This window comes from Rhizobium sp. TH2 (assembly GCF_024707525.1).
GTDB lineage: Bacteria > Pseudomonadota > Alphaproteobacteria > Rhizobiales > Rhizobiaceae > Rhizobium_E.
In genome coordinates this window covers 5,032,746-5,056,945 of record NZ_CP062231.1, presented here as the reverse complement: position 1 = coordinate 5,056,945, position 24,200 = coordinate 5,032,746, and the positions used below count along the sequence as shown (strand labels likewise).

The window sequence follows — 24,200 nt, the reverse complement described above, 5'->3', positions numbered from 1 at the left end:
GCTGCCCCCTTAAACTCGGAGAAAACAAGGGAGTTTTGCATGGAAAGGCGTCCGCTCGGAAATACCGGCTTTGAGATCGCCCCGCTCGTATTGGGCGGAAACGTATTCGGATGGACGCTGAACGAACGGGAAAGCTTCAAGATTCTCGATGCCTTCGTCGACCATGGATTCAATGCGATCGATACTGCTGATTCCTATTCCACCTGGGTGCCCGGTAACAAGGGCGGCGAATCCGAGACGATCATCGGCAGCTGGCTGAAGGCCAATCCGGGTAAGCGCGACAAAACAGTGGTGTTCACCAAGGTCGGCTCACCGATGAGCCCTTCGATGACGAAAAAGGACCTGTCGGCCCGCTGGATCCTGGAAGAGGTCGAGAATTCGCTGAAACGGCTCGGGGTCGAACGGATCGATCTCTATTTCTCGCATTGGCCGGACCCGGACACGCCCTATGCCGAGACGCTCGGCGCCTATGACAAGCTGATCGAGGCCGGCAAGGTGAAAGCGATCGGCTGCTCGAACCTGAACGCGGCGCAACTCGGCGAGGCGCTCAAGGTCGCCAAGGACAATGGATTGCCGGCCTATCAGGTGCTGCAGCCGGAATACAATCTCTATGCCCGGTCGGGTTTCGAGGGGCCGCTGGCGGATCTCTGCATCCGCGAGGGGTTGGGCGTGGTCAATTACTACGGCCTGGCATCCGGCTTCCTGACCGGCAAATACCGCAGCGAGGCCGATTTCGGCAAAAGCCAGCGCGGCGGCGGCATGGCGAAATATCTCAACCCACGCGGCCTGAAAATCCTCGCCGCACTCGATCAGGTCGCCTACCGGCAAAATGCGCTGCTGGCGGAAGTGGCGCTTGCCTGGCTGATGGCCCGCCCCGGCGTCACCGCCCCGATCGCCAGCGCCACCCGCTCCGATCAGGTCGCAAGTTTTTCGCGCGCGGCCAGTCTCACGCTGACCGAAGAAGACATGACGGATCTCAACGCGGCGAGCGCCTGACCGCGGCTCAAAAACCGGTTGACCAACCTGATGTCATTCGTATAGTCCGCCGCTGTTACCTTCCCTTATGCCCCATTGGCGGAATTGGTAGACGCGCTCGACTCAAAATCGAGTTCCGAAAGGAGTGCTGGTTCGACTCCGGCATGGGGCACCATCCTTGTTTGCGCGATGCCGCAATTAAAGCCTGCTACCGTATCTCGTCGTAGGCATTTTCCGCATTGCTCGGGGTGTCCATCCGAGCTCCGCCGTGAAGACCGAATTGCTCGCCCCAGCTGCATAATGAGCCTGCCGCGGCATTGAGCGCCGCACCGCGTTCCGTCAACGAATAGACCACTTTGGCCGGCGTCTCCGAATAGACTTTCCGGTCGACAAGCCCATCGGTCTCCAGTTCACGCAATTGCTGCGCCAGCATCTTTTCACTGACCCCGGGGATTGACTGCTTCAATCGCCCGAATCGGCGCGACGCCCTTCCAAGCTCGCAGAGGATATCCAGTTTCCATTTGCCTTCAGTCATCCTGACGGCCGTCGCGAAGCCGTTGTCGGTCGATTTGTTCATGGTGCTCTCCTTACCGTCTGGTCACCACTTACGCCCGGGTGCGTATTGTGTGTCGTCCATTTCAGCATATTTCCAAAAGTCACAGCAAACGCGCGCCGTGCCGCACAACTTGATATGGAGAGCTGGAATGAAGCGTTCAATCGCTATTGTGGGAACCGGCCGCATGGGCTCCGCACTCGCCCGGGCCCTGCTTCAAGCGGGCCACCGCACGACGGTCTGGAACAGGACAATACAAAAGGCCGAACCGCTGGCTGCGCTCGGCGCAACCGTTGCTCTCTCCCTGCTGGAGGCGGTAAGCACGGCAGAGATTATCATCGTGAACATAAGCGACTATCGAGCAACGGCAGCAATTCTGCACAACCATGCCATTGCTTCAGCCGTTCGCGGCAAGCTGATCGTGGAACTCACGTCCGGGACGCCGCAAGGCGCACGCGCGGCAGCCAAATGGTGTGTTGAGCACGGAGCCAGCTATCTCGATGGCGCGATCATGGCGACGCCCGATTTCATCGGCACGGATGCGGGGACGATCCTGGTCTCGGGGCCGGTTCAGGCCTTTAAAGCAAACGAAGGCGTGTTCCGTGCCCTGGGCGGCAACGTTCAACACGTCGGGGACGAGCCGGGACGCGCAAACGCGCTTGATAGCGCGCTGCTTGCACTCATGTGGGGCGCTCTGTTTGGAACGCTTCATGCCATCGCCGTGTGCCGGGCCGAAGAGATCGAACTCGGCGACCTGGCGCAGCAGCGGACCGCGACGGCCCCGGTTGTCGAGGGGCTTGTGGCCGATCTCGTCAAGCGGGCAAATGCTGGCCGTTTTGCCAGCGACGACGAGACGCTCTCGTCAATTTCCGCACATTACGGCTCATTCCAGCATCTTCTTGAGCTGATGGAGGCGCGTGACATCGATCGTGCCGTGGTCCAAGGCTACGACGCGATTTTCCAACGGGCGATTGCGGCCGGCCAGCTACATGAGGATTTTGCGGCACTATCGCAATTTCTGGGAGCACCTGCATAACGTTGGGCAAACAAGGAAGGACGCAGCGTATGTTGGTTTCCTGCCCACCGCCAAAGATCTAAATGAGGGAAATAGAATGCCGCTGACGCTTCTCATCGATACATATTGCGCCGCCTGGTCCACGGAGAACGCTGAGCAGCGTCGGGCGCTGCTGCTACCGATCTGGAGCGACGGCGCAACCTACACGGACCCCACGGTCCACGCCACGGGCGTGGAAGAACTGCTTATGCACATCGCAGGAATTCAGAGCAAGTATCCCGGCGCTCGCATCTTGCGCACAAGCGACGTGGATGTTCATCATGGGATCGCACGCTTCGCATGGACGTTCGTCATGCCTGATGGATCATCTTTGCCCGAGGGCTTGGACATAGCATTTCTCGACACTGGACAGGAGCGAATAGCACGCATCATCGGCTTTTTTGGCGCGTTGAAAAGATCTTCCCAGTCTGTGGTCCGATGAGTTCTTTCCGTCATGTCGAATAGTCCGTCTGTCTTGGACCGTCTTGTTCCCGAGCATTTGAGTTCAACGTCTTCTAGAGCCTCTTGCATTGAAATGGAATCGGTTCTGCCGGAGCAGGTTTTCGTCAGGGCAGAGGCGATTGGCGAAGATCGTACCCAGATGTACGGCCGAGCCAATCGCCTCTGAGCCTGGCGGAAAGATGCCCGGCCCACCGGGCGCGCTTCGCGACGCCCGGCGATTCTAATGTCTTGCAGATTTGCTTCAGCAAGTCTGCGGGAGGGTTGGCTGAAGCGGGCCGCCTCTTTGACCGGCCGGCTTGGCCGTATGCTTTGGCTACGACGCGCGCCGGCCGGTCAAACATGCGACTCCGCCTGAGCCAACAGAACCGGTTCCATTTCAATGCAAGAGGCTCTAATCCCGTGCGGCCGCCCATTTCGTGAGCGCTTGCTGCACGATGGCGAAGAAGAGCGCGGTGGTTATGCCGTACATCATCAGGCCATTGGCAGCCTGGAGCGGGGCGAGCAGGCGGACGCGCCCTTCGATCAGCACGTCTCCATAGCCGAGCGATGTGAACGTGACCCCCGAAAAATACACGGCGGTTTCGAAATCCTGGAAAGCACCGAGCAATCCATAAAGCCATGCCCAGAATGCGACCTGCACGACGTTTCCGAGCATCAACACCGACATCAGTGCCGTGAACTGCAGAAACACCGATAGCCACCGTCTTCCGGACGGCGGCTGTTTACGGGTATGCACGAAGTAGCGAATGGCCAGTACCGAGGCCATTGCCTGGAACGCGAGGCACGCGGCCATCGCCGCCAGCCCCACGGCAAGAACGACGATCATGGCTGCGCACCTTCGGCCTGGGAATGGTCAGCGACTGTGTTCGGGTTCAACCATTCAACGAGCAATACATAGGCGACGGCCAGCAGCACGGGGCCGATGAACAGGCCGAGCAGGCCATCCGAGATCATCCCGCCGATGACACCGATCAGTATGACCGGCATCGGTACTTCCAGTCCGCGACCGAGCATGATCGGTTTGAGGATGTTATCGCTGAGCCCGGCAATGACGCTCCATACCGCGAAGATAATCGCGGGCGTGGTCGCCTCGGTTGCAAACACATAGGCGATGACGGGAATGGTGACAAGGAGTGCGGGTATCTGCACGACCGCCACCAGGAACGTGATGAGCGTCAAGGCACCGGCTGCCGGAACGCCCATCACAAACAAGCCGATCCCGATCAGCAGTGTCTGAATTACGGCGACGCCGACAACGCCCGTCGCCACGCCGCGAACCGTCGCAGCCGTCAATGTGGTGAGGTGCGCTCCACGCGCTGCATCATTGGTCACCACCCCCATCAGCTGTCGTGCAAATGCGCTGGCGCCTTCCGCATAGGCAACGATGACGGCGGCAATGCCGATGGAGAGCACCAGGGACAGACCACCGGATGCCAGCCCGGCGGCAAACGACGCCAGCCAAGCGGCAGCTTTACCCAGCATGGGTCCATATTTGGCGAGGGCCGCGGGCATGTTGGTCGAGATGAGCGACCATCCGTCGGCCAGTTTCTCACCGACCACCGGCAGCCCGGAAAGCCATGCGGGCGGCGGCGGAATGGTCAGGCTATGGTCCTGGATACCCGCGACGAGCGCATAGATCGATGCGCCCAGCGAAGTAACCACCATATACATAGGCACCAGCATCAACGCGATACCGATGAGGCCAATGATCGTAGCCGACCAGCTGTTTCCCACCCGCGTGCTGAGCCGCATATGGAGTGGATGAAGTATCACCGCCAGAACGACGGACCAAAGCAGGATGCCGACAAATGGCAGGACAATCCGGCCGCAGGCATAGAGCAGCAAGGCAACGAGCGCAATTTGCAGGGCCGCATGAATGATCGGTGGTCCTGAGTGGGTCGGATTCGGTGCTTCGGTATCCATTCGTGCCCCCCGGCGAGATGATAGGAAACTCTCGAAACTGGTCGTCCCACAAACCGTGAGGCGACCTGGCCGGCAGCTTGACGACATCGCCAAGCTGCCGATGCGGCGGCGAGTATCATCTTAGGCGAAATGCGAATGCGCTAGCCGCTTTTCCAAGTATCAAGTTCACGAAGCGCTAACGCCAGCCGGCCGACAGATGACATGAGCGTTGCCGAAGTGATCTATCGAACAAGGTGTAAGATAGGGCATGCCGCGTGGGATATTATCGATTATTCTTCGTTCATTCGGCTTCCGTTTTCAAAGGAAGCAGGTGCTATCCGCCCATTCCTGAATCTCGTGTGATTTCGTCGTGTAAAGTGCGAATTGTCGAGAGTGCAAGTTTCACTATCGTAGCACGTGCCTCGAACCGTCACAACCATGAAGGCGCCTACGCGGCTTCCACCAGCATCCCCACCAATTCGTCCGGCGCGTCGATCGCCACATCATGGCCGGTTGCGATTTCGCGCACGGTCCAGCCTGGTGCGTTGCGATATTTGCCGGCTGTCTCTCGGAAACCGTCCCAGCCGGTGGCGAGGATGTAGGTTTTCCTAGGGATGCGCTCGTAGGCGCCGGTCAGCCGTATTTTCTGCGTGAATGTGCCGGTCGGCTGTGGCGTGGCTTTCTGGTCCACCCATAGGCGGTCTTCCTCCCTGAGATAATCTCCTGGGCTGCTCGGCGGCGACGCGATCAGTGGCTCGGAGAAATCCCAATAGGGCATGACCTCGGCAAAGCTCGTTCCATCCCCCAGAATGATGGCATCGACGAAGACGATCGCGCTGATGCGGTCGGCGATCCGCTCGGCGACGCCGGTGCCGACGATGCCGCCATAGGAATGGGTTACGAGGGTGATATCGGTGAGATCCTTGAAGAGCACTTCGTTGACGATGTCGTCGATATGCGTGTCGAGCGAGACATCAGGACCGGCGAGGTGCTTTCGCTCGCCGAGGCCGGTGAGCGTCGGCGCATAGGCGCGATGGCCGAGTGCGTGAAGCCGGTCGAGCACGCGCTGCCAGGACCAGCCGCCCGTCCAGGCGCCATGCACGATGACGAAGGTTTTTCTGGTGTCGGTCATATCAGCTTCCTGAACCGGTTAAATATTGCAACTGGTTTGATAATAGCAAACTGATTGCAAAATGCAATCAGTTTTATCGCGTACGGTTCGCTGGAGAATCGCTTCAAAGCAAGTTGAGCTGCCTTGTCATCAAACTGTCTTTTTCATTCCCCAGTGGGGCGAAAAGTGCTATTGCAGCGCAGCAAACCGGAATTCTCCAGCATGTTCCTGCCCAAGCGTGACAATTACGAAGCCCTGATCCGTGATTTCCGCTGGGATATTCCTGAAAAGTTCAACATGGGTCAGGTGGTCGCGGATGTGTGGGCCGAGCGCGAACCGGGCCGGCTGGCGCTCGAACATTACAGCCCCGACGGCGACCACGAGCGGCTGACCTATGGCGAATTGCGGGACCGTTCGAACCGGCTCGCCAATGCGCTGGTTGCGCTCGGCGTCCAGCCGGGCGACCGGGTGGCGCTGCTGCTGCCGCAATCCTTTGCCACTGTTATCGGCCATGTCGCGATCTACAAGTTGGGTGGCATCGCGTTGCCGCTGGCGCTGCTGTTCGGCGCCGATGCGCTGGAATATCGGCTGAAGGATTCCGGCGCCAAAATCGTCGTCACCAATGCCTTCGGCCATTCCAAGCTCGAGGATATCCGCGCCAATCTGCCCGATCTCCAGCATGTCGTGGTCGTGGGCGCGGATATTGCCGGAAGCCTGAATTTCGAGGCGCTGCTTGCCGCCCATGCGCCGGACTTCAATGCGATCGAAAGCTCGAAAGACGACCCGGCGCTGATGATCTACACTTCCGGCACGACGGGTCCGCCGAAGGGCGCGTTGCATGCGCACCGGGTGCTTGCCGGCCATATTCCCGGCGTGCAGATGGCGCAGGAATTCCTGCCGCAGCCGGGTGACAAGTTCTGGACGCCGTCCGACTGGGCCTGGGCCGGTGGGTTGCTCAACTGTTTGCTGCCGTCGCTTGTCATGGGCGTGCCCGTCGTCTCGTCCCTGGCGCAGAAATTCGATCCGGATCTCGCCTTCCGCATCATGGCGGAGACGGGTGTGAGGAACGCCTTCATTCCGCCGACCGCGCTCCGGCTGATGATGCAGGTTGAGCAGCCGTTGAAAAAGTACGATGTCAAGCTGCGCACCATCGGTTCGGCCGGCGAATCGCTGGGCCGCGAGGCCTATGCCTGGGCGAAACGAGCTCTGGGCATCACCGTCAACGAGTTTTACGGCCAGACTGAATGCAACATCGTGCTCGGTTCGATGGCTTCGCTCGGCGTCACCAAATCAGGCGCGATCGGCAAGGTCACCGCTGGTCACATCTTGGCGATCATCGACGGCGAGGGGCGCGAACTGCCGCGCGGTAGCGCCGGCCAGATCGCGGTGCGGCGGCCGGACCCCGTCATGTTTCTCGGCTACTGGAACAATCCAGAGGCGACCGCCAAGAAATTCATCGGCGACTGGATGCTGACCGGCGACCAGGGCGTCATGGATGCCGAGGGCTATGTCGAGTTCTTCGGCCGCGACGACGATGTCATCACCTCGTCCGGCTATCGCATCGGCCCAGCCGAGATCGAGGATTGCCTGATCTCGCATCCGGCGATCCAGCTTGCAGCGGCGGTTGGCAAGCCGGACGCTATCCGGACGGAGATCGTCAAGGCCTATGTCGTGCTGGCCGAGGGCTTCGCGCCGTCCGATAAGCTTGCCAATGAAATCCGGGACTGGGTGAAGCACCGGCTATCGATGCATGAATATCCGCGCGAGGTGGAATTCATCGACGCGCTGCCGATGACCACGACTGGCAAGGTCATCCGGCGCCTGCTCAGGGATCGCGCGGCAACGGAAACGCAGAAGCCTGAAAAGAAGCAGGCCTCCGCGCGCTGATCACAGCGGCGGGATATGCCCCAGCGGAAACATCGAAAGCGTGATCGTGCCTTTGTCGACCACGAGATTGACCGTCACCGTGTCGCCGCCTTTCGCTAAGCCCTTGAACAGTGCCGCCATGCCGGAAATCGTGTTGTCGGCCTTGGGGAAGAGTTTCAGAAGATTGGCTTCCCAGAGACCAAGCTTTTCAAGCCGGGTCTTGAAGGTGCCGGAGATATAGCCCTTTTCGTCGATCTCGAACGGGCCGCTCATCTCGCCGTACAGCCCTTGCGGCGTCGCGATCTTGAAGCTGGTAAGCGTGCCGGTCATGGCTTTCGACAACAAGGGCTTGCCTTCGAGCAATTCGGCCTTGTCCTTCAGCGTCAATTCCGTGCTGGTCGAGAGCATCGGCAGGATCTCGGCACCGGACTTGGTCGCCAGCGCAAAGTCATCCGCCAGCACCGCCACATCCACATCCGCACCATTGCCACGAATGTGGAACTCGCCATGCTTGGCCTTGGCGACGATCGGCTCGACCATGGCGTAGCTGAAGAGATCGAGCGAAAGGTTCTCGCCGGTGTTGGAAAGCGTCTTCAGGCCGGAAAAGCCGAGCGAGAATCCCGATCGCAGCAGCGACCAGTTGGCCGTTATCGCCGTGCCGCCGAGAAGCGAGACATCGGCGGGACCGTCAAGCTCGACGATCGCGCTGCCGGGATTGTAGATATTGGCGACCGCGTGGATCGCCCCGGTCGACAGCATGCCGCCGGTCGCATCGTCCTTTACCGATGTACGGTCGCAGGCAAAGCCGATCCTGAATGGCGTACCGGTTCGGGTCAGGCCGTCGCAGGCGAGTTCCACCGGACCCGGACGGGCGATGAAGTTGCGGACAGTCTCCTCGATTTTGCTTGCAACATAGAACCAGCCGGCCGAATAAAGGGCCACGATGACAGCGACTGAAATGCCGAGCCTGCGAATCTTGCGGGATGCAGGCGAGGGCCCGCGCACAGTGTCCAAAGCCATTCAGTCGTCCTTGATGAGCCAGCGAATTGAAGCCAATGACAGCGGATATGGACGAATTTTGGGTGTTTGGCTACGGCTCGCTGATGTGGAACCCCGGCTTCGATTACGAAGCGCGCGAGATCGTCACCGCGCAGGGTTTCCACAGGGCGCTCTGCATCCATTCCTGGGTCCATCGTGGCACGCGCGAAAATCCGGGGCTCGTGCTGGGGCTCGACCGCGGCGGCTCCTGCAAGGGGGCCGGCTTTCGCGTCGCGCCCGGCAATCGTGATGATGTCATTGCCTATCTGCGCGAACGGGAACTGGTGACCAACGTCTATCTCGAGCGGCGGCTGAAGATAAAGTTCGGCGACGGGCGGACGGCCACCGCGCTCACCTACATTGCCGATCGCAAACACCTGCAATATGCGGCGGGGCTGACGGTGGACGACGCGGCGCGGATCGTGGCGGCATCCGAGGGCAAGTCGGGTCGCAATGCCGATTATGTCGCCAACACCGTCGAGCATCTCAAGCAGCTCGGCATCCGCGACCACTGGATGGAAGCGGTTGCCGAGAAGATGCGGGCGCTTCTTCAGGCGGCCTGAGCGGCCGTCAATTCATCTAGCCGGAGCCTGGCGCTCTCGGGAATCTTGAGATGTGGATTGTTGCGGATCGTCTCGACCAGCAATTCGTCGCTCGCCCGCTCCGTCACCTCGATCAGATGCTTGAAAAACTGGTCCGGCGGCATGCCGGGTTCGATCGGTTGCAAGAACCTCACCTTGAAATGTCCGGGCTGGCGGAGAAAACCGTGGCGCGGCCAGAACAGGCCGGGATGCATGACGACGGGGACGACGGGCACATCGAGATCCTTGTAGAGCCGGGCGATGCCATACTTGTAATCGGGCGGCGCACCGGGCGCCTTGCGGGTACCTTCGGGATAGATGATCAGTTCACGTCCGCGCGCCAGCTCTTCGCGCGCGCGGGCGACCATTTGCGGAATGGCGCGGCTCTTGTCGGCGCGGTTGATCGGGATCATGTCCTGCTTGGCGGCATACCAGCCGAAAAGCGGAATCCAGAGCAATTCGCGCTTGAGGATATAGACCGGGTCATCGAGATACGGGATCAGCGCGAATGTATCAAAGAAGGACTGGTGCTTCGCCGACAGGATGAAGCCTTGATGCGGCAATTGCTCCATTCCCTCGATCTCGAAGCTGATCCCGGCAATGTGCTTTGCCAGCCAGATGTTCGAGCGCGCCCAGTTCTTCGGTATCTTGTAAGCCGTCTTGCGCGGCAGGAGGAAATAGATCGGCGTGAAGATGATCATCTGCACTATGAAACTGAGATAGAAGCAGAGTTGAAAAATGCCCGAGCGCAGATAGGTCATGAACGGCTCTGATGTCCTGAAGAGCGGAAAACGCGCTCTCCTTAGCGCATAGCAACGTCAAGAGAAAGTCGCTCTATATGGAAATGCCGGTCCAGTCGCGGCTGACGACGAGCAGGAACTTCACATATTCGGCCGCGAGCGTCCTGATCAGCAGCGGATTGCGGGTCATCTCGGCAAAGCTGAGATCGGTCGCGACCGGATAGGCGATGAACCGCGTGCCGTGATCGGTCCGCTCGAGCTCGGCGAGGCTGCGCGGCATGTGGTAATTGTTGGTGACGAGGATCACGCTCTTGAAGGCGTTTTCGCGAATCCAGCGCGCCGTCTCCGTGGCGTTGCCCGTCGTGTCGAGTGCGTCATGGCCGATATCGACACAGCAATCGAAAAGATCGCCGGGGCTGCGGGTCAGCAGCCGGATGTGATTTCCCGTGGTTGCCGGGTTGACGCCCGATATCAGCAGCCGTTTGCCGGCGCCCTTGGCGAGAAGCTCGACCGCCTGGTCGATGCGCTGATAGCCGCCCGTCAGCACGACGATGCCATCAGCCTCGGGATCGGCCGGTGGCTGGATCGTCGCGACATGCTGGTAGAAGACGAGAAATCCGCCGGCAAACAGCGCGATCGCGGTGAGGAGGAGAAAGCCGAACAGCCTGAGTATGTGATGTGCAACGCGGACAGCAAGGCGCTGGCGCGGAATAACGCCGTTATTCACATCTTCCCCAAGGCTCGCATCACCGGTCATCATTCAAGATATTCTAGTTTAGATTTGGGGCCTTATATAGGCGCTTCTGGTTGAGTTAGCATGGTCTACTATATTGGCGCTTCAAGCTTTTCACTGGCTTACCCCTGGAACTGATCGAGCCGGCCCGGATCGGACCGGATGTGATCGATCTCGTCGATCGTACGCATCACGGTAAAGCGGGCAGTCACGGTGGTCAGGGCCGCGATGATGACCATGGTCAGGAAGATACCGGCATAACCGGTCCAGTCGATGGTGAAGCTGCCGAACAGCGCTGCGGCCTGGTCTGCCTCGGGCGTCGCGATCCGCTCGCTCTGCCACCATGCGGCGGCGGTGAACATGGCGGCAGCCAGGAAGGCGCCGGCCAATGAGCCCTTGAGACTGACCATGAGGAAATGTTTCTGGAATTCCCTCGCGACGAAGGACGATTCCGCGCCGACGAAGTGCAGCACCTCGACGATGTGCCGGTTGCCGGCCAGCGCGCCGCGCGTGGCGAAGATCACGGTCAGCACCATGGCGAAGAAGACGAGACCGAGCACGCCCGAGCCGATGAACACCGTGGTGCGCGCCATCGACACGAGGCGATCCACCCAGGTGCGATGATCGTCGAGATAGGCCTGCGGAATCTTGCGCTTGAGCTCGGCCCGCATGGCCGTGAAGTCGGGCGGGTTCTGGTCATCGATGGTGATGACGACGAGGCGTGGCACTGGCAGTTCATCGATATCCAGGCCAGCACCCAGCCAGGGCTCCAGCAGACGCGATGTGGCCTGCTTGTCGAGGATCTGGCCGTCGCGGGTGCCGACGAAGGACAGCGCCAGGTCGCGTACCTGAATGAGCGTCTTCTCCATGTCGATCGTGTCATCCGGCTTGATCTGGATGGTGATCTCCCGCGAGATCTGGCTCGCCCACGACGAAGCGGTCGAACGGATCATGCTGACCGCACCGATGGTGAGGCAGGCGAGGAACGACATGATGACGATGACGGCGAGCAGCGCCCGGCCCTGCACGCTCTGCTGCGGCACGATGGAGGCGGTGCGGCGGAGCGTGATCTCCTTGCGCGGCGGGGCTTTATCCTTGTCCTTCTGCGCTGCGGCGTCACTCATGGATGTCGAGCCGCCCTGACGTGAGGATCATCCGGCGGGCTTCGACTTGGTCCATCAAAGTGAGGTCATGCGTGGCGATGACGACGGCGGTGCCGAAACGGTTGAGCTCCTGGAACAGCTTGACGATGCGCTTGGCCATCGGCGGATCGACATTGCCGGTCGGCTCGTCGGCGAGCAGCAGTTCGGGCTGGTCGATCAGCGCGCGGGCGATGGCCGCACGCTGTTTCTCTCCGCCCGAAAGAACCGGCGGCAGCACGTTGATGCGGTCACCCAGCCCCACCCATTTGAGCAATTCGAGCACATCGCTGCGATAGCCCGATTCCTCCTTGCCGCGCACGCGCAGCGGCAGAGCGACGTTCTCATAGGTCGTCATATGGTCGAGCAGGCGGAAATCCTGGAAGACGATGCCGATCCGGCGGCGCAGCATCGGCAGTTCGGATTGCGGGATATCGGACATTTCGCGGCCGAACACCTTGATCAATCCGCGCGTGGGCCGCAGCGACATGAACAGCAACCGGAGCAGGCTGGTCTTGCCCGCGCCCGACGGACCGGTCAGGAACTGGAAGGACTTCTTGGGAATATCGAAAGTCAGATCCTTGAGGATTTCCGGCCCCATCCCGTAACGCAGACCAACATTTTCAAAATGAATCAATGTTTTGTCCCGTACCGAGGAAACTCGAAAGGCATATGGCCATAAGTACCGAAGTCTGTGATTTGCGAAGCATTAACCAAATCAGTTTACTTCTCGTGAACTTCAAGTTCAATGGCCGCAGGCTGGACATTCCCGGAAAGCGGTGCATTACGAGGGAAGCCATGCAGGCAAACCGGAAAAGCGCCAATGGGGCGATCGAGGTCTTCGACGTTCTGCCGCCGGAACCCACTATGCGGCGGTTCACAGCAAATGCAAATCGCCCGATGCAGGTCGAGGATGCCGTGTTCGAGGTGATCACGCACGAGCGCCCCCGACGGGAATTCAACGACAATCCTACTCCGCCCAAACAGGCGCGCCAGTTCGAGTTATCCCGGCTGTTCGCGGTCGCCGGAGTCTTCGTCATCAACAGTCTGGAACATATGCTGTCGCGGCTGTCGCCACAGGCCTTCGTGACGCTGATCACGTCGCTCTTCCTGATCGTCTTCTGGGTGTTTGGCGGCTTCAACGCTCTCGCCGAGGGGCCGGTCAAGCAGCCGCTGAAGCCATTTGCCGTGGAGCGGGTGTTTGTCGATGAGCAGGATGCCAATGGCATGAAACTGCTTGCCGTCAGCGGTGTGCTGGTCAACCGGTCCGGCCGGATTCTCGACGTTCCGGCCCTGTCGGTGACGCGCGAGGGCGGCGAACTGATCGGCACGATTCGGCCGGCTACCGGCAGGATCGAGGCAGGCGCGTCGGTGAATTTCGCCGCGCGATTGAAGCTCACCGGTGGAAAATCCGGCGAGATTTCGATTTTTCCCCAGATGTAATGATTGAATCGCTGGAACCCTGTGCTAACGCTCGGCTTTGCCGTTACCGGAGTTAGCCCATCATGCATGTCATTCGCGGAAAGACCATCGAGCCGCTGTTCACCGCCGAGATGATTGCCAAGCGCAATGACGAACTGGCGACGGAGATTTCCTCAGGCCCGACCAAGGACCTGCTGGTGATCGCGGTGCTCAAGGGCTCGTTCATTTTCGCGGCCGATCTCATCCGGTCGCTGCACCATGTCGGCCTCGCGCCGGAAGTCGAGTTCATCACGCTGTCGAGCTATGGCACCGGCACTGTGTCGCAGGGCGTGCGGATCATCAAGGACATCGACAGCGAGGTGAAGGACCGCGATATCCTGCTGATCGACGACATTCTCGAATCCGGCCGCACGTTGACTTTCGCCCGGGACTTGATGTTTGAACGCGGTGCTCGGCATGTCTCGATCGCCGTGCTGCTCGACAAGCACGACAAGCGCTCGACCTCGCTGGAGGCCGATTATGTCGGCTTCAAATGCCCCGATCACTTCGTCGTCGGCTACGGAATGGACGTCGCTTACGCCTTCCGCGAACTGCCCTTCGTCGGTGTCGTCACCGGCGAAGCGTAAAGATTTGAGCAAGCATAAAGGCAATTCGCCGATCTGACTTCGTGTCGCGTTTACCCTTCGAAAAGGGCCTGGGGTGTTGACTGGGTCCAAAGTTAAAACGGGGTAAAAGAAATGGCACGCATTCTCATCACCGAAGACGAGGACTCGCTTCGCTCCTTCGTGGCCCGGGCTCTCCGCATGGATGGCCACGAAACCGTCGAAGCCGCCGACGGCGCCGAGGGCCTGGAAGCGCTTAGCGGCGGACGGTTCGACCTGCTTTTGTCCGATATCAGAATGCCTGTGATGGACGGCATTGAGCTGACCCACAAGGCTGCGGCTGCTCATCCGGGGCTCAAGATTCTACTGATGACCGGCTATGCCGAGCAGCGCGAGCGGGCGGATGACTTGATGGAGAAGATCATCGACGTGGTGGCCAAGCCGTTTACGCTGCCGGATATCAGGACGGCGGTGGCGAAGGCGCTGGCGTAGGTTTTTTCTTTCGCGACATCGCCGTGTGGGCACCCCCCTCTGCCCTGCCGGGCATCTCCCCCTCAAGGGGGGAGATTGGATGGGGCGCCGTCGCTGCCACAATCAAACGTAGCGCGTGCAGCATCCGACGTTGCTGTAAGGCGAGGTTCGTGCCACTTGCCAATCTCCCCACGAGAGGGGGAGATGGCCGGCAGGCCAGAGGGGGGCGAGCTTGCTGAGAGCGTAGTCCTTAGCAACACCCAACACCTCACCGCAAATCCAGCAACCGCTCCAGATACTCCCGCTCGATCAGGCTTGACGGCCCATTGCCCAGCCGGCGCCTGATCTCCTCGAGAATCTCCCGCGCCCGCTGCACATCGATCTGATCAGGCACCTTGACGCTGTCGTCGAATTCGCTGCCGAGCTGGCCGGTCTTGCGGCCGAGCGGGTCGTTGCCCTGGTTGTTCATCGCGCTACCGGGCAGCGGCATGCCCTGGCCGTCGCGGCCTTCCTGGTCGGCCTGCATCTGCTGGAGCTGCTGCATCATTTCGCCGGCGCCGTCACGCAGCGCCTGCAGGGCGCGGCCCTGGGCGTCGGCCGAACGCTGGCCCTGCGACTTGCCGAGCGCGTCGGATGATTCGCCCATTTCCTCGCCCGCACCCTTGAAGCCCTTCGGCGCCTTCATGCCGAGATCGGCGAGGCCCTGTTCGAGGCCCTTGAGGTCCTTCTGCAACTGTTCCTGCCTCGAACGGAGCTGCTTGAGCGCCTCGCGCAGCTGTTCGGCGGTCATTTCCTTCTGGTCGCCGCCGGGCTGCTGGTCCTGCTTCTGCTGCTCGCCCGGCTGCTGCTGGTTGCCTTCCTGCTGATCCTGCGGCAAGCCTTCTTCGTTCTGATCGGGATCGCCGCGCTGCATGCGATCGCGCAGCGCCTGCTCCATGCGGTGCGTTTCTTCCATCAGCTTCTGCTGGTCCTGCATCAGTTTGCCGAGCTTGTCGATCTGTTCGCGCACCGGATTGTTCTCCTGTCCCGGCTGCTGGCGCGGACGCGCCGTCTGCAGGTTGTTGAGCATGCGCTGCATTTCGCTCAGCAGCTTCTGCGCCTCGTCCTTGTTGCCCGAGCGCGACAGGTTTTCGAGCTGGTTGAGCATGTTCTCGAAATCCTGGCTGCGCATCATCCGCTGCGCCTGCTGGGACATGCGGGAATTGTCCTGGTTCTGCATGCGCTTGGCCATTTCGGAGAGATATTCCTTCATGGCCTGACGCAGTTCGGCCATCAGCTTGGCGATTTCCGCGTCGGGCGCGTCGCGCTTCAGTGCGTCCGAAAGCTTCTCCTGAGCGTCGCGCAGGCGTTTTTCGGCGGTCGAAAGATCGCCGTCCTCGATATAGCGGGCGATGTCCCAGAAATATTTGGCGGCGTCGGTGAGGCCTTCGACGCCCCGCGCCACAACCAGCCGGCTGCGCGCCGATTTTACCAGCAGGAAATTCGTGAGGTTGGGGATCGTCTCGTCGGCACGGAAGGTCGCGGCGTCGTTGAGCTCCAGAGCCCTCGGGATATCATTGACATCGAGCGCGAAGACCTGGCGCTGCTCGGCGACGGAACCCGCCAGCAATTCGGAGAAATAGCGCGCAGGAAGCACGATTTCCTTGGTTTCGCTGCGGCCTTCGAGACCGCCGGCATCCTTGGCGACGAGCGTCAGCCTGACCTTGCGGCCTGAGAGCGGATGCTCCGTCAGGTCGCGGGAGACGGTGGATTTGGCTTGTCTGCCGTCGCTGCCGGGCAGATCGAGCGGAAATTTCGGCGGGTCGAAGAGCGGGATGGCTTTGGGGTCATTGTCGGTGGGCAGGATCTCGGCTCGTGCCTCGGTGACGCCGTAGTCGTCCTTGACCTGGAAGGCGAGTTCGAGCGCGCCGTTCAGCGCACGGCCCGGCTCACGCGCAAAGGAGATCTGTGGCGGCTTGTCGGGGATCAGCGTGAAGGCATATTCCTTCGAGGCGACCGAGACCTTGCCATTGGCGATCAGCTTCACCTTGTAGGTGCGGCTTTCCATCTTCTCGGCGTTGGCCGAGGTGGCGGGCTTCTTCTGGGGTGCTTCGGCCTTCAGATCGACGGCGGGTCCGGTCACCGGCGTGAAGCGCACATCGCCCTTGGCATCCTTGCCTGATATGCGGATGGTAAGTTCGGAGTTGAGCGGCACCTTGAGTTCGCCGGGAGCGGCCTTTTCGAGGTTGCCGCTGAGATAGAGCGGTGCCACGCCCGTATAGGACGGCGGGGTGACCCAGGCATCGATGCGGATATCGGCCACCGGCACGACGGGTTTGGTCAGGCTGAAGGCATCGGTGATGCGGCCGCCATAATTCGAGAACGAGAAACTCCAGGCAACGACCAGCGCCAGGATGAGCGCCGCGCGAAACGCCAGCGGATCGTGCCGGGCGATATCGGGCGACGGCAGACCGGCGTCGATCGACTTGATCTTCTCGGCCATCCGCACCTGGTGCGATTTCCACAGCGCCAGCGAATAGGGGTCCTTCGAAACAGGCGTTTCCGCCTGCACCGAGATGGCCTGGTGGGCGAGGCCGCTGCGATCCTCGAGGCGGCGGTCGGCTTCGGCGACCGTCGGCAACACGAATTTGCGCAGCGGCAGCAACGAGACGATAAAGCCGGCGAAGAAGACGATGCCCACGGCGATCTTGGCCAGATCGGGGATCTGGCGCATCACGCCCATCCAGCTCAGCACGAGGAAGAGCGCGATGACGGAGAGCACCGGCAATGCCGATATCAGGGCACGTTCGAGCACGATCGAGGTCAAGGCAAGCGCCCGCTTGCCTGCGATCAGGCGCCTGAGGCGTGCAATCCTGTAGTCGGGCCTATTATCGGGCGGTGTCGTGACGTCGTCGGCCATGGACTGCCTGTGCTCGAATTTCGAAGCATGCAGGATACCATTGTTTTGGGCAAAGGCGAGGCGAGCCCCGCACTTTCGCTTCACAAGCTGTTGATGGCGAGGTCAGGATTATCCTGACTCACGTAAGCCAGCCGGGCAGGCTGTCGAGGCCGATCAGCGCATCATAATCTTCACGTGCGCGGACGACATGGAATTGGTCATCCTTTACAAGCACTTCCGGGACCAGAAGCCGGGAATTGTAGGTGCCTGCCTGGACAGCACCATAAGCGCCGGCAGAACCGACGGCCAGCAGGTCGCCTGGTTTGGGTTCGGCCATTTCCCTATCGAGTGCGAGATAATCACCGGTTTCGCAGACCGGTCCGACCACATCGGCGCGGATGCGCGGGGCGTTCGCGGCGCCGATTTCGACCGGCATGATCTCGTGCCAGGCCTCGTAGAGCGTCGGGCGGATCAGGTCGTTCATCGCGGCATCGACGATGACAAAGGACTTTTCGCCGCCGTCCTTCACATAAATCACTTCGGTGACCAGAATGCCGGCATTGCCGACGATCAGGCGGCCGGGTTCGGTGATGATCTTGCAATCGAGCGAACGGAGCTGGTTCTTGACGACCTTGGAATAGGCCTCCGGGTTCGGCGGGGGGTCGTTGTCGATCTTGTAGGGAATGCCGAGGCCGCCGCCGATATCGACATGGTCGATGACGTGGCCGTCGGTGCGCAGTGTCTCGACCAGTTCGCGCAGGAGTTTGAAGGCATCGTCGAAGGGCTGCAAATCGGTGATCTGGCTGCCGATATGCATGTCGATGCCGGTGACTTCGATGCCTGGCAAAGTGGCCGCATGCTTGTAGACGCCGCGGGCGCTTTCATAGGAAATGCCGAACTTGTTTTCCTTCTTGCCGGTCGAGATCTTGGCATGCGTGCCGGCATCGACATCGGGGTTGATGCGGAAGGAGACCGGCGCGCGCTTGCCCTTGGCCACGGCGCGGGCGTTCAGCACTTCGAGTTCCGGTTCGCTCTCGACATTGAAGCAATAGATGCCGGCGTCGAGCGCGAAATCCATCTCGCGCGCCTTCTTGCCGACGCCGGAGAACATGATCTTCGAGGTCGGGATGCCGGCGGCCAGTGCGCGGCGCAGTTCGCCCTCGGAGACGACATCGATGCCGGCGCCCGCCTGGCCGAGCGTCTTCAGCACCGCCTGGTTGGAATTGGCCTTCATCGCGTAGCAGACCAGCGAATCGACATCCGAAAACGCTTCCTGGAAGACGCGGATATGGCGCTCCAGTGTGGCGGTCGAATAGAGGTAGAAGGGCGTGCCGACAGCGCGGGCAATATCCGGCACGGGCACGTTTTCGGCGTGGAGCACGCCATTCTTGTAATGGAAATGGTTCAAGGGATTATCCTGTCGGGCAATCTAGAGCAGCGGATCGAGGAAGAACTTGCGGTCCTCTACGGGCTCTTTTTTCGTCTTGTTCACGTTCTGCTCGGCCACCGGCGTGCCGGGTACATCGAGATCGCCTTTGCGGCCGCAACCGGAGAGTATGAGCGTAGCTAGGGCTAGAGCGGCAAGCGGCAAAAACAGCGATCGGGTCATGGCATCCTCGGAAATTCTGGATGTTCTTAGCGAATATTCAGGGGCTTGTGCACCCTGAATCTGTTGAAGTGTGGATGAACGTCGTTGATGGTGGTTGGTTCTCGCCGCGCCTTGGCTTGGTATGCGCTCATCACACTTTCGACGTCATCCTCGGGCTTGTCCCGAGGATCTGGTGACGCTCATCAAGCAATCGGCGATGGTGGGTCTATCTTCCCTCACCAGATCCTCGGGACAAGCCCGAGGATGACGGCGGCGGAGGTTACATGCGCCGCAATTCAACGGCGACGCTATTTTCTCAATTCCGTCCACGCCACCAGGCGATCTGCTTCCTGACCTCATCCGGCGAGGTGCCGCCATAGCTCTTGCGCGAGGCGACGGAGGCTTCGACGGTGACAACATCGTAGACTTTGGATGTGATGCCGGGATGGATAGCTTGCAATGCATCGAGCGGCAGGTCCCATAGATCGCATGCTGTGCTTTCCGCCAGCGCCACGACGCGGCCGGTGACGTGATGGGCTTCACGGAATGGCAGGCCGAGTTCGCGGACCAGCCAGTCGGCGAGGTCGGTGGCGGTTGAATAGCCGGAGCCGGCGGCGGCCTTCATCTTCTCGGTGTTGATCGTCATGTCGGCGACCATGCCGGTCATCGCGGCGATTGCCAGCTCGAGATTTTCGGCGGCGTCGAAGACCTGTTCCTTGTCTTCCTGCATGTCCTTGGAATAGGCGAGCGGCAGGCCTTTCATCACGGTGAGCAGGGCCACGAGCGAGCCGTTGATGCGGCCGGTCTTGGCGCGCACCAGTTCGGCGGCATCCGGGTTCTTCTTCTGCGGCATGATCGAGGAGCCGGTCGAAAACGCGTCCGACAGCCGGATAAAGCCGAACTGCGGCGTGCACCAGATGACGATCTCCTCGGCGAAACGCGAGAGATGGACGGCGCAGATCGCTGCAATCGACAGGAATTCCAGCGCGAAATCGCGATCCGAGACCGTATCGATCGAATTGCGGGTCGGCTCGCGGAAACCGAGCGCCTTGGCCGTCATATGACGATCGATCGGGTAGGGCGTGCCGGCCAGCGCGGCGGCGCCGATCGGGCTTTCGTCGAGATGCTCGATGGCGTGGCGCACGCGCTGGCGATCGCGGCCGAACATTTCGACATAGGCCATGCAATGGTGGCCGAAGGTCACCGGCTGGGCGGTCTGGAGATGGGTGAAGCCCGGCATCACCGTGGCGGCATGTTGTTCCGCCTTGTCGAGGAAGGCGGTGATCAGGCCGGTGAGTGCCGCTTCGGTCCGGCCAAGCTCGGCCTTGACCCACAGGCGGAAATCCAGTGCCACCTGGTCGTTGCGCGAGCGCGCGGTGTGCAGGCGACCGGCAGCAGAGCCGATGATCGCGGCGAGCCGGCTTTCGACATTCATATGGATGTCTTCAAGTTTGCGTGAGAATTCGAAGGCGCCGCTTTCAATCTCGCCTTCGATCTGCTTCAAGCCAGCGACGATCTGGTCGCGGTCCTCGGCCGAAATTATGCCTTGTGCGGCGAGCATCGTGGCGTGGGCGATGGAACCTGCTATGTCCTGGGCATAGAGCTTCTTGTCGAAGCCGATCGAGGCATTGATCTCCTCCATGATCGCGGCGGGACCGGCAGCGAAGCGGCCGCCCCACATCTGGTTGGACGAAGAATTGGAATTGCCGTCGGACATGGCGGGACCTTGAGAAAACGAGTGCATGATGCAGGAAAGAAAACCGGGCTATCTTCCTTCCCTCAAACTGGTGGCGATCGCGGCCGTTCTAGGCGTCGTCGCCGGTGGCTTGGCCGTTTACATGAGAGGGGCGGGTGATGGCAATGGCCCAAGCCAAGCGTCGGTCGATTGCGCGCCGGCTCAGGCCACGATCGCCCGGCTCGATCCGCTCGCTAAGGGCCAGGTCGCGGCCTTCGTGACCGAAAAGCACGGGCGCAATCTCTCGCTGCCGGGCTTCAAGGGGCCGGATGGCAAGGACATGAAACTTGAAGCCTACCAGCCGCGCGTCCAGCTCGTGAACCTCTGGGCCACCTGGTGCGTGCCCTGCCGCGAGGAAATGCCGGCGCTCAATGCGCTGCAAAAGGCGCTCGGCAGCGATAAATTCCAGGTGACCGCCATCAATCTCGATACCGGTGACGATGCCAAGCCGAAAGAATTCCTGACTGAAACCAAGATCGACGCGCTGCCGCTGCGCCACGATGCCACGCTTGCGAGCTTCAACGCGATGAAGAAAGCCGGCATCGCCATCGGCCTGCCGGCGAGCGTGCTGATCGATGGAAAGGGCTGCATGCTGGGTGCAATGAACGCCCCCGCCGCCTGGGACAGCGACGACGCCAAGGCCCTGATCAAGGCGGCGATCGGCGAGGGGGTTTGACGGTCACGTTGCGTATAGCGTGGTTCATGCTAAGCTCGTGACAAGGAGTCTAGGATGTCCGCACTCAAGGAAATGCAGATCACATTGCCGGCCGACCTCGCGACGCGCTTGAAGGATAAAATGGAAAGCGGCCGCTACGCTTCTGAAAGCGAAGTTATCGCGGAAAGCCTCTCGGCGCTCGATGAGAGGGAATCCGAAATCGAAAGCTGGCTGGTGAACGAGGTTGGGCCTGCCCACGATCGCTGGATGGCCGATCCTTCGCGGGCCGTGCCAATCGATGAAGCGTTTGCACGGCTACAGACCCGTATCGACGGCAGCAAAGACCGTCCATGATTTACAAGGTTCATCTTCTGCGGGAGGCCGAGGATGACCTGTTTCAGCTTTATCATTACATCGCCCGGCAATCATCGCACGCGGCCGACAACTCTCTCGAAGCGAATAATTCCCGAATCTCCCCCGTTTCCTTATCGGGCGGTGCGGCAAACCGGCCCGCATACGGGGGCGTGGATGCGGATTTATTTCATCGGAATCTTGGTGGCTTTCCTGGGATTGCTGGCGGCCAATCAGGTCCAGGCCAATGAACTCTGCGGGCTGCGTTCGGACGGCGTCTTCACCGTCGAGCGCTGGAAGGCCCTGCCCGGCAATGATGGGAAGATCGTCTATGCCGTCGGTCTGATCTCCATGGACGACAAGGCGATCACTGAGGTTGGTGGCCGGGTGGAGTTCTTCTCTGGATCGGTCAGGGTCGCGTCGGTGCGGCTCGTGCTCGACAGGCCTGTCCAGCCGAAGGCGCGTTTCGAGCTTCGCCTGAAGCAGGTCGAAGGCGACAGCGAGGGTGGCATGATCGGCGACAACGAGCCTTCCATCACCGCGCTCGCCTGTGTCAGCGATATCGGCTATGCTGATGGCTCCGGCGTGATCATAAACTGAGGGTCTCGCGTGATGCTCAATGCCCAGATCACAACAACGCTGATGAAGGACGGCTCGCGTCACTTCCTGTCGCTGCCGGAATCCTGCTCGTCGAATACGCTACGCACCCATCTCGAAAGCATTCCCGGCATCCGGGTCTGCGACATGACGCAGGGCGGCTTCCAATGGTGGATGTCGTTCCAGTGTCTTGGCTGGCGGTTTTCGATCAACAATCCGTTCGGCGAATTCTGGTTCTTCGTCGAGGACCCCAATTGCCCCGAGGAAATCCTGCGCTGCCTGACCCGCAGGCTTTCGGCGTCACTCAGGGCTTGAGTCGCGGTCGCGGCACTTCGCCTATCCGGACCCATTGAATCTCCATTCTTCTTCCGATAAGAGACCGCCAAATTCCCGCGACGAATGCGTGGGAAAGAGGCTTTAAGCGCGGTGCCCGAGGGGGGCCGCGTCAGGGACCGGAAGCATCAGGGCATGGCACGTATCGTAATGAAGTTCGGCGGGACCTCCGTCGCGGATCTCGACCGCATTCATAACGTTGCCCGCCATGTCAAACGCGAGGTCGAGCTTGGCCATGAAGTGGCCGTCGTCGTATCCGCCATGTCGGGCAAGACCAATGAGCTGGTCGGCTGGGTGCAGGGCATGTCGAAGGCCACCGGCGTCAATACGCCTTTCTATGATTCGCGCGAATATGACGCGATCGTCGCCTCTGGCGAACAGGTGACCTCGGGCCTCTTGGCTATCGCGCTGCAGTCGATGGGCATCAATGCCCGGTCCTGGCAGGGCTGGCAGATTCCGATCCACACCGACAGCACCCATGGCGCCGCCCGCATCATGGAGATCGAGGGTGCCGAGATCGTCCGCCGCATGGGCGAGGGGCAGGTGGCTGTCGTTGCCGGCTTCCAGGGGCTCGGGCCGGACAATCGCATCGCCACGCTCGGACGTGGTGGGTCGGATACGTCCGCGGTCGCGCTTGCCGCCGCGTTGAAGGCCGATCGTTGCGATATCTATACCGATGTCGATGGCGTATACACCACCGACCCGCGCATCGAGCCCAAGGCACGTCGACTCAAGAAGATTGCTTTCGAGGAAATGCTCGAAATGGCGTCCCTCGGCTCCAAGGTGCTGCAGGTCCGTTCGGTCGAACTCGCCATGGTGTTCAAGGTCCGCACCTTCGTGCGCTCGTCCTTCGAGGATCCCGACGCGCCCGGCATGGGCGACCTGTTGAACCCGCCCGGAACGCTGATTTGTGATGAGGAAGAAGTCTTGGAACAGGAAGTCGTAACCGGCATCGCATATGCCAAGGATGAAGCCCAGATCTCGCTGCGTCGCGTCGCCGACCGGCCGGGCGTATCCGCCGCCATCTTCGGTCCGCTCGCCGAAAATCACATCAATGTCGACATGATCGTGCAGAACATCTCCGAAGATGGCTCGCGCACCGACATGACCTTCACCGTCCCGACCGGCGATCTCGACAAGGCGCTGGCCGTTCTCGACAAGGAGAAGGACAAGGTCGGCTTCGACGTGATCCAGAGCGAGTCCGGCCTCGTCAAGGTCTCGGTCATCGGCATCGGCATGCGCAGCCATGCGGGCGTCGCGGCGCAGGCGTTCTCGGCTCTCGCCTCCAAGGGTATCAACATCAAGGCGATCACGACTTCTGAAATCAAGATTTCAATCTTGATCGACGGTGCCTATGGAGAACTGGCGGTTCGCACTTTGCATTCCGCCTACGGACTGGATAAGAAATAAGTAT

General features: G+C 60.8%; 26 protein-coding genes and 1 tRNA gene. 14 read left to right on the top strand and 13 right to left on the bottom strand.

Features of this window, described 5'->3' with window-relative positions:
- Window positions 1-39: 39 nt before the first annotated feature.
- On the top strand, window positions 40-996 hold the full coding sequence (locus IHQ71_RS24730) for an aldo/keto reductase (protein ID WP_258159054.1): 957 nt from the start codon (window positions 40-42) through the stop codon (window positions 994-996).
- A gap of 69 nt (window positions 997-1,065) precedes the next feature.
- A tRNA-Leu gene (locus tag IHQ71_RS24725) sits at window positions 1,066-1,150 on the top strand.
- 33 nt (window positions 1,151-1,183) lie between these two features.
- Here IHQ71_RS24725 and IHQ71_RS24720 read toward each other — a convergent pair.
- Window positions 1,184-1,552 carry a helix-turn-helix domain-containing protein gene (locus IHQ71_RS24720; RefSeq protein ID WP_258159053.1) on the bottom strand — a complete coding sequence of 123 codons (369 nt, stop codon included), beginning with the start codon at window positions 1,550-1,552 and terminating at the stop codon, window positions 1,184-1,186.
- A gap of 127 nt (window positions 1,553-1,679) precedes the next feature.
- On the opposite strand from IHQ71_RS24720, the gene IHQ71_RS24715 reads away from it, so the two are divergent.
- Together IHQ71_RS24715 and IHQ71_RS24710 are read left to right on the top strand one after the other, a co-directional pair.
- On the top strand, window positions 1,680-2,564 hold the full coding sequence (locus IHQ71_RS24715; RefSeq protein WP_374989914.1) for an NAD(P)-dependent oxidoreductase: 885 nt from the start codon (window positions 1,680-1,682) through the stop codon (window positions 2,562-2,564).
- 76 nt (window positions 2,565-2,640) lie between these two features.
- Window positions 2,641-3,024: a hypothetical protein gene (locus IHQ71_RS24710; protein WP_258159051.1), complete on the top strand. Its 384-nt coding sequence runs from the start codon at window positions 2,641-2,643 to the stop codon at window positions 3,022-3,024.
- 411 nt (window positions 3,025-3,435) lie between these two features.
- On the opposite strand, the gene IHQ71_RS24705 is transcribed toward IHQ71_RS24710, so the two are convergent.
- The 3 genes from IHQ71_RS24705 to IHQ71_RS24695 all read right to left on the bottom strand — a co-directional run bounded on the left by IHQ71_RS24705 (window position 3,436) and on the right by IHQ71_RS24695 (window position 6,078).
- A complete protein-coding gene (locus IHQ71_RS24705) occupies window positions 3,436-3,870 on the bottom strand; it encodes a potassium channel family protein (RefSeq protein ID WP_258159050.1) in 435 nt (144 codons plus the stop codon).
- Window positions 3,867-4,967, bottom strand: a complete 1,101-nt coding sequence (locus tag IHQ71_RS24700) for an AI-2E family transporter (RefSeq protein WP_258159049.1) — start codon at window positions 4,965-4,967, stop codon at window positions 3,867-3,869. The genes IHQ71_RS24705 and IHQ71_RS24700 overlap by 4 nt, the downstream gene beginning before the upstream one ends.
- Before the next feature lie 427 nt (window positions 4,968-5,394).
- Window positions 5,395-6,078 carry an alpha/beta fold hydrolase gene (locus IHQ71_RS24695; protein WP_258159048.1) on the bottom strand — a complete coding sequence of 228 codons (684 nt, stop codon included), beginning with the start codon at window positions 6,076-6,078 and terminating at the stop codon, window positions 5,395-5,397.
- Between the two features lie 201 nt (window positions 6,079-6,279).
- Between IHQ71_RS24695 and IHQ71_RS24690 the strand changes: the two genes are divergently transcribed.
- Window positions 6,280-7,944, top strand: coding sequence for an acyl-CoA synthetase (locus tag IHQ71_RS24690; protein WP_258162945.1), 1,665 nt, complete (start codon window positions 6,280-6,282; stop codon window positions 7,942-7,944).
- Here the strand turns inward: IHQ71_RS24690 and IHQ71_RS24685 are convergent, their stop codons facing one another.
- The gene (locus tag IHQ71_RS24685; RefSeq protein WP_258159047.1) at window positions 7,945-8,943 is read right to left on the bottom strand and encodes a DUF2125 domain-containing protein; all 999 of its coding nucleotides are present in this window, start codon (window positions 8,941-8,943) and stop codon (window positions 7,945-7,947) included. It lies immediately after the preceding gene.
- A 35-nt stretch (window positions 8,944-8,978) separates the two neighbouring features.
- Between IHQ71_RS24685 and IHQ71_RS24680 the strand changes: the two genes are divergently transcribed.
- Entirely contained in the window at window positions 8,979-9,524 is a 546-nt protein-coding gene (locus IHQ71_RS24680; protein ID WP_258159046.1) for a gamma-glutamylcyclotransferase, read from the top strand.
- Here IHQ71_RS24680 and IHQ71_RS24675 read toward each other — a convergent pair.
- The 4 genes from IHQ71_RS24675 to ftsE form a co-directional block, all read right to left on the bottom strand.
- Complete coding sequence (locus tag IHQ71_RS24675) at window positions 9,512-10,303, bottom strand: 1-acyl-sn-glycerol-3-phosphate acyltransferase (RefSeq protein WP_258159045.1); 792 nt, start codon at window positions 10,301-10,303, stop codon at window positions 9,512-9,514. The genes IHQ71_RS24680 and IHQ71_RS24675 overlap by 13 nt on opposite strands.
- A gap of 73 nt (window positions 10,304-10,376) precedes the next feature.
- Window positions 10,377-11,042: a YdcF family protein gene (locus tag IHQ71_RS24670; protein ID WP_258159044.1), complete on the bottom strand. Its 666-nt coding sequence runs from the start codon at window positions 11,040-11,042 to the stop codon at window positions 10,377-10,379.
- Between the two features lie 95 nt (window positions 11,043-11,137).
- Window positions 11,138-12,139 (bottom strand): ABC transporter permease, encoded by a 1,002-nt coding sequence (locus IHQ71_RS24665; RefSeq protein WP_258159043.1) that lies wholly within the window; start codon window positions 12,137-12,139, stop codon window positions 11,138-11,140.
- A complete protein-coding gene (gene ftsE, locus IHQ71_RS24660; protein ID WP_025556892.1) occupies window positions 12,132-12,791 on the bottom strand; it encodes a cell division ATP-binding protein FtsE in 660 nt (219 codons plus the stop codon). The genes IHQ71_RS24665 and ftsE overlap by 8 nt, the downstream gene beginning before the upstream one ends.
- Window positions 12,792-12,952: 161 nt before the next feature.
- Here ftsE and IHQ71_RS24655 point away from each other — a divergent pair, with 161 nt between their 5' ends.
- The 3 genes from IHQ71_RS24655 (at window position 12,953) to IHQ71_RS24645 (ending at window position 14,670) form a co-directional block, all read left to right on the top strand.
- Window positions 12,953-13,597, top strand: a complete 645-nt coding sequence (locus IHQ71_RS24655) for a hypothetical protein (RefSeq protein ID WP_258159042.1) — start codon at window positions 12,953-12,955, stop codon at window positions 13,595-13,597.
- A 62-nt stretch (window positions 13,598-13,659) separates the two neighbouring features.
- On the top strand, window positions 13,660-14,202 hold the full coding sequence (gene hpt / locus IHQ71_RS24650; protein ID WP_258159041.1) for a hypoxanthine phosphoribosyltransferase: 543 nt from the start codon (window positions 13,660-13,662) through the stop codon (window positions 14,200-14,202).
- Between the two features lie 111 nt (window positions 14,203-14,313).
- Window positions 14,314-14,670 carry a response regulator gene (locus IHQ71_RS24645; RefSeq protein WP_258159040.1) on the top strand — a complete coding sequence of 119 codons (357 nt, stop codon included), beginning with the start codon at window positions 14,314-14,316 and terminating at the stop codon, window positions 14,668-14,670.
- Between the two features lie 247 nt (window positions 14,671-14,917).
- Here IHQ71_RS24645 and IHQ71_RS24640 read toward each other — a convergent pair whose 3' ends face one another.
- From IHQ71_RS24640 to argH, 4 genes are all read right to left on the bottom strand, one after another.
- Entirely contained in the window at window positions 14,918-17,548 is a 2,631-nt protein-coding gene (locus IHQ71_RS24640) for a TIGR02302 family protein (RefSeq protein ID WP_258159039.1), read from the bottom strand.
- A gap of 118 nt (window positions 17,549-17,666) precedes the next feature.
- Window positions 17,667-18,935 (bottom strand): diaminopimelate decarboxylase, encoded by a 1,269-nt coding sequence (gene lysA, locus IHQ71_RS24635; protein ID WP_258159038.1) that lies wholly within the window; start codon window positions 18,933-18,935, stop codon window positions 17,667-17,669.
- A 21-nt stretch (window positions 18,936-18,956) separates the two neighbouring features.
- Window positions 18,957-19,136, bottom strand: coding sequence for a lipoprotein (locus IHQ71_RS24630; RefSeq protein ID WP_258159037.1), 180 nt, complete (start codon window positions 19,134-19,136; stop codon window positions 18,957-18,959).
- A gap of 295 nt (window positions 19,137-19,431) precedes the next feature.
- Window positions 19,432-20,832, bottom strand: a complete 1,401-nt coding sequence (gene argH / locus IHQ71_RS24625) for an argininosuccinate lyase (RefSeq protein WP_258159036.1) — start codon at window positions 20,830-20,832, stop codon at window positions 19,432-19,434.
- Window positions 20,833-20,860: 28 nt separating this feature from the next.
- Here argH and IHQ71_RS24620 point away from each other — a divergent pair, with 28 nt between their 5' ends.
- The 5 genes from IHQ71_RS24620 to IHQ71_RS24600 all read left to right on the top strand — a co-directional run bounded on the left by IHQ71_RS24620 (window position 20,861) and on the right by IHQ71_RS24600 (window position 24,196).
- Window positions 20,861-21,526: a TlpA disulfide reductase family protein gene (locus IHQ71_RS24620; RefSeq protein WP_258162944.1), complete on the top strand. Its 666-nt coding sequence runs from the start codon at window positions 20,861-20,863 to the stop codon at window positions 21,524-21,526.
- Window positions 21,527-21,580: 54 nt separating this feature from the next.
- A complete protein-coding gene (locus IHQ71_RS24615) occupies window positions 21,581-21,859 on the top strand; it encodes a type II toxin-antitoxin system ParD family antitoxin (RefSeq protein WP_258159035.1) in 279 nt (92 codons plus the stop codon).
- Window positions 21,860-22,033: 174 nt separating this feature from the next.
- Window positions 22,034-22,456 (top strand): hypothetical protein, encoded by a 423-nt coding sequence (locus IHQ71_RS24610; RefSeq protein ID WP_258159034.1) that lies wholly within the window; start codon window positions 22,034-22,036, stop codon window positions 22,454-22,456.
- A 9-nt stretch (window positions 22,457-22,465) separates the two neighbouring features.
- Window positions 22,466-22,768: a hypothetical protein gene (locus tag IHQ71_RS24605; RefSeq protein WP_258159033.1), complete on the top strand. Its 303-nt coding sequence runs from the start codon at window positions 22,466-22,468 to the stop codon at window positions 22,766-22,768.
- A gap of 153 nt (window positions 22,769-22,921) precedes the next feature.
- Window positions 22,922-24,196 (top strand): aspartate kinase, encoded by a 1,275-nt coding sequence (locus IHQ71_RS24600; RefSeq protein ID WP_258159032.1) that lies wholly within the window; start codon window positions 22,922-22,924, stop codon window positions 24,194-24,196.
- Window positions 24,197-24,200: the final 4 nt, after the last annotated feature.

Bases quoted from the DNA above. Each gene is read 5' to 3' on its own strand.
- IHQ71_RS24730 (WP_258159054.1), top strand. From the start codon at position 40: ATGGAAAGGCGTCCGCTCGGAAATACCGGCTTTGAGATCGCCCCGCTC.
- IHQ71_RS24720 (WP_258159053.1), bottom strand. From the start codon at position 1,552: ATGAACAAATCGACCGACAACGGCTTCGCGACGGCCGTCAGGATGACT.
- IHQ71_RS24715 (WP_374989914.1), top strand. From the start codon at position 1,680: ATGAAGCGTTCAATCGCTATTGTGGGAACCGGCCGCATGGGCTCCGCA.
- IHQ71_RS24710 (WP_258159051.1), top strand. From the start codon at position 2,641: ATGCCGCTGACGCTTCTCATCGATACATATTGCGCCGCCTGGTCCACG.
- IHQ71_RS24705 (WP_258159050.1), bottom strand. From the start codon at position 3,870: ATGATCGTCGTTCTTGCCGTGGGGCTGGCGGCGATGGCCGCGTGCCTC.
- IHQ71_RS24700 (WP_258159049.1), bottom strand. From the start codon at position 4,967: ATGGATACCGAAGCACCGAATCCGACCCACTCAGGACCACCGATCATT.
- IHQ71_RS24695 (WP_258159048.1), bottom strand. From the start codon at position 6,078: ATGACCGACACCAGAAAAACCTTCGTCATCGTGCATGGCGCCTGGACG.
- IHQ71_RS24690 (WP_258162945.1), top strand. From the start codon at position 6,280: ATGTTCCTGCCCAAGCGTGACAATTACGAAGCCCTGATCCGTGATTTC.
- IHQ71_RS24685 (WP_258159047.1), bottom strand. From the start codon at position 8,943: ATGGCTTTGGACACTGTGCGCGGGCCCTCGCCTGCATCCCGCAAGATT.
- IHQ71_RS24680 (WP_258159046.1), top strand. From the start codon at position 8,979: ATGACAGCGGATATGGACGAATTTTGGGTGTTTGGCTACGGCTCGCTG.
- IHQ71_RS24675 (WP_258159045.1), bottom strand. From the start codon at position 10,303: ATGACCTATCTGCGCTCGGGCATTTTTCAACTCTGCTTCTATCTCAGT.
- IHQ71_RS24670 (WP_258159044.1), bottom strand. From the start codon at position 11,042: ATGATGACCGGTGATGCGAGCCTTGGGGAAGATGTGAATAACGGCGTT.
- IHQ71_RS24665 (WP_258159043.1), bottom strand. From the start codon at position 12,139: ATGAGTGACGCCGCAGCGCAGAAGGACAAGGATAAAGCCCCGCCGCGC.
- IHQ71_RS24655 (WP_258159042.1), top strand. From the start codon at position 12,953: ATGCAGGCAAACCGGAAAAGCGCCAATGGGGCGATCGAGGTCTTCGAC.
- hpt (WP_258159041.1), top strand. From the start codon at position 13,660: ATGCATGTCATTCGCGGAAAGACCATCGAGCCGCTGTTCACCGCCGAG.
- IHQ71_RS24645 (WP_258159040.1), top strand. From the start codon at position 14,314: ATGGCACGCATTCTCATCACCGAAGACGAGGACTCGCTTCGCTCCTTC.
- IHQ71_RS24640 (WP_258159039.1), bottom strand. From the start codon at position 17,548: ATGGCCGACGACGTCACGACACCGCCCGATAATAGGCCCGACTACAGG.
- IHQ71_RS24630 (WP_258159037.1), bottom strand. From the start codon at position 19,136: ATGACCCGATCGCTGTTTTTGCCGCTTGCCGCTCTAGCCCTAGCTACG.
- argH (WP_258159036.1), bottom strand. From the start codon at position 20,832: ATGTCCGACGGCAATTCCAATTCTTCGTCCAACCAGATGTGGGGCGGC.
- IHQ71_RS24620 (WP_258162944.1), top strand. From the start codon at position 20,861: ATGCAGGAAAGAAAACCGGGCTATCTTCCTTCCCTCAAACTGGTGGCG.
- IHQ71_RS24615 (WP_258159035.1), top strand. From the start codon at position 21,581: ATGTCCGCACTCAAGGAAATGCAGATCACATTGCCGGCCGACCTCGCG.
- IHQ71_RS24610 (WP_258159034.1), top strand. From the start codon at position 22,034: ATGCGGATTTATTTCATCGGAATCTTGGTGGCTTTCCTGGGATTGCTG.
- IHQ71_RS24600 (WP_258159032.1), top strand. From the start codon at position 22,922: ATGGCACGTATCGTAATGAAGTTCGGCGGGACCTCCGTCGCGGATCTC.